The sequence below is a fragment of the Mesorhizobium sp. M7A.F.Ca.CA.002.09.1.1 genome, assembly GCF_003998555.1.
GTDB classification, from domain to species: domain Bacteria; phylum Pseudomonadota; class Alphaproteobacteria; order Rhizobiales; family Rhizobiaceae; genus Mesorhizobium; species Mesorhizobium ciceri.
Genome location: NZ_RZRR01000274.1, coordinates 1 through 6,067, shown reverse-complemented (window position 1 = coordinate 6,067; position 6,067 = coordinate 1). Strand labels below are relative to the sequence as shown.

The following is a 6,067-nucleotide window of genomic DNA, read 5'->3' as shown; positions in this document are numbered from 1 at the left end:
TACATGACCTGACGGCCTTTCGGCGGCTGTAGCCGGATCCTGATGCGGGCACGCGCCTATCCAAAAAAGTGAACACATATGATCAGAAGTTAGGCTTTTAATGTTATATTTTGTTCTCTAAGATGACCGTTCGCTCGACTTCGGCCTTCGGCGTCAGCCGGGTCAGACGGGTTCATGAGGAAAGTCTATGGCGTCTATCGAGCTCGATCGCGTTTCCAAGCTCTACGGCAATGGCAATTACGGGGTGCATGAGGTCGATCTCACCATTCCCGATGGTGAATTCGTGATCTTTCTCGGTCCGTCGGGATGCGGCAAGTCGACGACGCTGCGGATGATTGCCGGTCTGGAGAGTATCTCCTCCGGCGATCTCCGCATCGGTGGCAAGAGCGTCGCCAATGTCGCCCCGCGCGACCGAAACGTCGCCGTGGTGTTCCAGAGCTACGCGCTCTATCCGCATATGTCGGTGCGGCAGAATATGGCCTTCGGGCTGAAGATGCGCGGCACCGACGCGGCGGTCATCGATGCCAAGATTGCAGACGCCGCTAACCTGCTCGGTCTGCAGAATCTTCTCGGCCGCAAGCCGGCAGCGCTTTCGGGTGGCCAGCGGCAGCGTGTCGCGCTCGGCCGGGCGATCGTTCGCGAACCGGCGGCCTTCCTGCTTGACGAACCGCTGTCCAATCTCGATGCGCAACTGCGTGCCGAGATGCGGCTCGAACTCGTGAAGCTGCACCGGCGCCTCGGCCGCACCATCGTCCATGTCACCCACGACCAGGTCGAGGCGATGACCATGGGCGATCGCATATGCATCATGCGCGATGGTCGCCTGATCCAGGCCGGCCGGCCGCTTGAAGTCTATGCCGACCCGGTCAACACCTTCGTCGCACGCTTCCTGGCGACGCCGCCGATGAACCTCATTCCGGCCACGCTTCAGGCCGCACCTGGCGAAGGGCTCTCCGTCCTGACCGACAGCGGTGCCGTGCTTGCCGTCCCCGCCCGCCACCGCAACGCTTATGGCGAGCGTGCCGGGCGCCGCGTCATTCTGGGCGTGCGGGCCGAGGATTTCCACGAAAGCCCCGACAAGCCGGACTGGCAGAAGATTGCCGTACGGGTCGTGGCCGTCGAGGCTCTCGGCGCCGAGAACGTCCTGATCGGCCAGATTGCCGGTCACGCCACCGGCAGGGATGATGCTCACCCCGCGGGGGGCGACAAGCCGTTTGAGATCGCCGCCCGCCTCAGCCGTTATTTCACGGCGCCCGTCGGCTCGATGGTCGAACTCTACATCGACCCGCTGCCGATGCACCTCTTTGATCCCGAAACCGAACTGGTCATCGCGCGGCCGAGCCTCATGGGGGCCACGCGATGACCAGCATGGACAGAAACGAACGGCCGGCCTTTCGTCGCCGCTTCGGCTTGCATTTCGGGCTGATTGTCGTCTGCGCCATCGTGCTGCTGCCGCCGCTCTGGGTGCTGCGGACAAGCTTCGTCCCCGAGCAGTTGTCCTACAGCAACGAGCTGATGCCGGCCTTTACGACGGACAATTATTCGGCGCTGCTGTCGAGCCGCTTCGGTCAGTCGTACCTCAACAGCCTGATCGTCGCGCTCGGCTCGGTTCTGCTCGCATTGCCTTTTGCCGCCACCACCGGCTATGCCTTCGCCCGCTTCCGCACGGGCGGTCGTTGGGCGCGTTTTGCCGTTCTGGCGACGCAGATGTTGCCGCCCGTGGCGCTGGTGCTGCCGACCTTCACGCTGTTCCGAAGCCTGGAGCTCAGCAATTCGCTGACGGGGCTGATCATCGTCTATGCCGCGCTCAACCTGCCTTTCCTGACCTGGATCCTGATGGGCTTCTTCGAGGGCATTCCAGTCGATCTGGAATGGGCGGCGATGACCGACGGCGCGACCGCCTGGGGCGCCTTCTGGCGTATTGTCCTGCCGGTGTCGATGCCCGGTATCGCGGCCGCCGGCGTGCTCGGCTTCATCCTGGCTTGGAATGAGTTTTTGTTTGCCCTGGTTTTGAGCGGGCCGAAGACGGCAACCATACCGGTTGCGCTTGCGGCGTTGCAGACCTCGAACGGCGTCCAGATCGCCAAGGTTTCTGCCGGCGTCGTCCTTGCCATCCTGCCGCTGGTCGTGGCTTCCCGCTTCATCCAGCGTTTCATCGTCCAGGGCTTGACGTTCGGCAGCGTGAAATAGGCCGGCCGCTCCGAGAGCCGACATGGCTCGCTAGCCGGTTATGAAATCGTGGCGGGATCACCGCCGCGTCCAGAGGGAAAGAGGAGTAGAGAGTTATGACTTGGAACAAGCAGACCTTGATCAAAATGCTGATGACGGCCGTGAGCGGGGCAGCTGTTGTCAGCGCATCGCTTCCGGCCAGGGCGGCTGAGCCCATCACCTTGCACGCCTTGATGGAGGACGTGCCGGAAACCAAGATCATTGAAGCGCTGTTGCCCGAATTCGAGAAGCAGACCGGCATCAAGGTCGAGTTTGAGAAGATCGGCTATCCTGACATGCACGACAAGCTGGTGTCGCAGCTGACCGCGCCGCAGAGCTACTACAATGTGCTCGAGGTCGACTTCCTGTGGGCCGGCGAATTTCCGGCGGCCGGCTGGCTGGCCGACCTGAAACCCTTCGTCGAGAAATCCAAATACGATCTGAGCCCCTTCATTCCCTCGACGCTTGACCTGCTCGGCCGAACCGAGGACCAGCTGTTCCTGGTGCCCATGTACAACTACTCGATGGGCCTCCTCTACCGGAAGGACCTGATCGGCGACGAGAAGCTCAAGGCCGCCTACAAGACGGCAACCGGCAAGGAGCTCGCTTTGCCGACGACGCTCGAAGATTATGTGGCGATTTCCAAATTCATGAAGGCCAATGCCGGTGTCGCCGGGGCCGCGATGCAGGGCCAGCGCGGCGATCCCAACAGCATGGAATTCTCCAACTACCTGTTCTCCGCCGGCGGCAGCTATCTCAATGCCGACGGCAAGGCGAGCCTCGACACGGCAGAGGCCAAGAAGGCGCTCGATCTCTATGTCGACAATCTCCAGCACGGCGCCCAGCAGGGTGCCGTGTCGGCCACGCTCGACGACACCATGCGTCTGATGTGCAGCGGTTCCGCCTTCAGCATGGTCACCTATTGGTGGATGCTGCCGCAGATGGACGATGCCGTGAAGTGTCCGACGGTCGCCGGCAAGGTCGGCCTGTCGGTGATGCCGGGCGGCCATGGCGAGAGCGGCGGTTGGGGCTGGGGCATTCCCAAGAACACGTCGCCGGAAGAGCAGGAAGCCGCCTGGACCTTCATCCAGTGGGTGCAGAGCAAGGATGTTTCGGTGAAGCGCGCGCTCGAGGGCCACGCGCCCGTGCGCAGCGATGTCTATGCCGATGCGGCGGTGCTGGCGAAATATCCCTTCTACAAGACCGCCCAGGATGTGGTGGCGACCGGCAAGTCGTTCCCGATCTTCACCTATTCGGCGCAATACGAGGATCTGCTCGGTACCCAGCTTTCGCTGGCGGCTGGCGGCCAGGCGACATCGGACGCGGCGCTGAAGGCAGCTTCCGACGGCCTGCAGGGGCTCCTCGACAAATAGCGGTCCGGCTCGGCAAGGAGACCCGGCGCGGCGATGTCAGCCGCGCCGGATTTTCCAGACCCCGGATCTTGACGAGATCAGCAACGCCACCCCGACCAAGGCTCGGCCACGATGCACAATGCGATCAAAAAAGGATGGGCTGCCCGTGGCCGCGAGTGGCGGACCGGCTGGGCCTTTGCCTTGCCCGGCCTGCTGCTGCTGGCGATCGTGATGGGCTTTCCCCTGGCCTATGCCTGCATCCTCTCGATCTCCTCGATGACCTTGATCAAGCCGCAGCTCCTGCCGCTTGTCGGGTTCAAGAATTTCGCTTCGATGATCGGCGATGAGCTGTTCTGGAACGCGCTCTGGCTCACCGTGCGCTATTCGGCGGTGACCGTGGTCGGCGAATTCGTGATCGGGCTCGGCATTGCCCTGATGCTCAACCGGACGGTCCGGATGAAGCCGGTCTATTTCGCGGTTCTGACCATTCCCATGGCGATGTCGCCGATCAGCGTCGCCCTGATCTGGCGCATGCTGCTCCAGCCCAATCTCGGCATCGCCAATCATCTCATGGAGATATCAGGCCTGCCGCGCCTCGACTGGCTAGGCACGCCAGGCATGGCACTCTGGACGATGGCGGCGATCGACATCTGGCAGCAAATGTCCTTCGTCGTGCTGATCCTCGCCGCGGGGCTCGCCGCTTTGCCGCGCGATCCCTATGAGGCTGCTGAAGTGGACGGCGCGCGCGGCTGGCAGCAATTCCTCTACATCACGCTGCCGATGCTTCGGCCGGTCGCGGCGATCACCATCATCATCCAGCTGATCAACGAATTCCGGACCTACGATCTGCCCTATGTCCTGACCAAGGGCGGGCCGGGCAACGCGACCGAAGTGCTGAGCTTCTTTGCCTATCGCCGTGCCTTTCTCGGCCTTTCGCTCAACGAAGGCGCGGCAGCCGCGTTCGTGCTGCTGCTGATCGTGCTTCTGCTCACCGTGATCTTCTTCGCCGTCCTCGAACGCTCGCAATCGGGAGAGGGCCGGAAGTAGGGTTGTTAAGCCTTGCGCAATCTATGCGGCCTATCCTGGCCTGCAGATTGTCGAGGGAACATGAAACGCAAGCCGCTCCTGCTTTTCGCCTTTCCGTTTCTCATTCTGGCGGTCCTGGCAGGGGAGCGCATGGCGACCTTGTTGCTGGGCATCTATCCAGCCAGCCCCACCGCATGGTGGCTATGGCTTGAACTGCGCCCCTTGTCGACGGTGCTTTGGCAGCAGGTGGATGTCTGGCTGGGCGGTTCCATGGCTTTCGAAGCCGCTATCCTTGCCGCCGCATCGATCGTCTGCTGGATGGCGTGCCACGCCAAGCGGTCGGCTTTCTTCTTCCTCGCCAACCATATCGCCCTGATTTTCGCCGGGCTGATGATCGCGGTCGGCAGCCATTCGGAAACGGCAAGCACGATTGCCGAATTCACGTCGCCCAAGGGTCTTCCCTATTCGCTGGCCGTCGATTTCACCTTCAAGAACAGCTTGGTGCTGCTTTTGGGCTTCGTGGCCTGTGCCTACTGCCACATCGCCTTCCTCACCGAGGCGCGGGAGCGGTCCGTCCGGGCCATCCGCATCCTGGCGCTGCAGCGCGATCTCTAGATCGTTCGCCACTTACACCTTGCACGATCCGGGCTCTGCTGGGTCTAGTTGATCCGGCGGTAATAGACCTTGCCGTCGGGCTGCTGGATGCGCTGGTAATTGGAGCTGGGAGCAGGGGGCGACGCCGATGCGATTCTCCTCCTGGGTGCGGGCGCTTCGATGACGCCGGGTTCGCTCGCGCTCTCGCCGCCGAGGGCTTCGGGCGCTTGCGCCAGCGTGCTGGTGGCGATTTCGGACGGTTCTTCCACGCCCGGCATGGCCTCGCCGCCGGCGACCGGCATAGTCTGCCCAAGCCGGGCAATGCTGGCATCGATCTCGTTGAAGCTGCCTTGCAACTGGCTGTCCAGTTTCTCGAACCGGCTCTGAAAACCGTTGTTGACCGTGTCGAGCCGGGCTGCGATCCGCTGCTCGAATGCGCCGAGCTGCTCCAGCCGCGCCTCGACGAAACGCAGGTCGCTCATGCCCCGATAGAGATAGACCGCGGCCGCCATGTTGACTGCGGTGATCAGAAGCGCGCCGCCGGCGACGATGACGGCGATCGTCTTTGCCTTGCTGGGTTTCCCGGCGGCAGCCGGTTCGCGCTGTTCCTGGTTTCCGATATCGATCGCCGGCATGTCCGGTTCGCTGATCATCGTCATTGGACCACCACCTTTGCGCCGACCGCGACGCGTTTGAAAAGATCGATCACATCCGTGTTGGTGAGGCGAAAACAGCCCGATGTCCCGTCGAAGCCGACACCCGACGGGTCGTTGGTGCCGTGTATGCGGTAGAGCGTGTCGCGCCCGTCCCGAGACAGGTAGAGCGCCCTTGCGCCGAGCGGATTGTAGGGGCCGGCGGGCACCATTTTCGGCAGCTCCGGCTGGCGG

7 protein-coding genes are annotated in these 6,067 nt (G+C 62.8%); 5 read left to right on the top strand and 2 right to left on the bottom strand.

All coding sequences use genetic code 11. The annotated features are described in order from the left end of the window. Nucleotides 1-187 precede the first annotated feature (187 nt). The 5 genes from EN994_RS14185 to EN994_RS14165 all read left to right on the top strand — a co-directional run bounded on the left by EN994_RS14185 (nucleotide 188) and on the right by EN994_RS14165 (nucleotide 5,201). Nucleotides 188-1,363: an ATP-binding cassette domain-containing protein gene (locus EN994_RS14185; protein ID WP_063170085.1), complete on the top strand. Its 1,176-nt coding sequence runs from the start codon at nucleotides 188-190 to the stop codon at nucleotides 1,361-1,363. A gap of 5 nt (nucleotides 1,364-1,368) precedes the next feature. Beyond that, nucleotides 1,369-2,190 (top strand): carbohydrate ABC transporter permease, encoded by an 822-nt coding sequence (locus EN994_RS14180; RefSeq protein WP_032808731.1) that lies wholly within the window; start codon nucleotides 1,369-1,371, stop codon nucleotides 2,188-2,190. Between the two features lie 95 nt (nucleotides 2,191-2,285). Continuing rightward, nucleotides 2,286-3,581 carry a sugar ABC transporter substrate-binding protein gene (locus EN994_RS14175; protein ID WP_082826651.1) on the top strand — a complete coding sequence of 432 codons (1,296 nt, stop codon included), beginning with the start codon at nucleotides 2,286-2,288 and terminating at the stop codon, nucleotides 3,579-3,581. Between the two features lie 111 nt (nucleotides 3,582-3,692). Further along, nucleotides 3,693-4,607, top strand: coding sequence for a sugar ABC transporter permease (locus EN994_RS14170; protein ID WP_013530273.1), 915 nt, complete (start codon nucleotides 3,693-3,695; stop codon nucleotides 4,605-4,607). 60 nt (nucleotides 4,608-4,667) lie between these two features. Then, the gene (locus tag EN994_RS14165) at nucleotides 4,668-5,201 is read left to right on the top strand and encodes a hypothetical protein (RefSeq protein ID WP_063170086.1); all 534 of its coding nucleotides are present in this window, start codon (nucleotides 4,668-4,670) and stop codon (nucleotides 5,199-5,201) included. Nucleotides 5,202-5,245: 44 nt separating this feature from the next. Here the strand turns inward: EN994_RS14165 and EN994_RS14160 are convergent, their stop codons facing one another. Next, nucleotides 5,246-5,839, bottom strand: coding sequence for a hypothetical protein (locus tag EN994_RS14160; RefSeq protein WP_013530275.1), 594 nt, complete (start codon nucleotides 5,837-5,839; stop codon nucleotides 5,246-5,248). Next, a partial coding sequence (locus tag EN994_RS14155; RefSeq protein ID WP_164745915.1) for a L,D-transpeptidase occupies nucleotides 5,836-6,067 on the bottom strand: 232 nt, incomplete at its 5' end. The genes EN994_RS14160 and EN994_RS14155, both read right to left, overlap by 4 nt.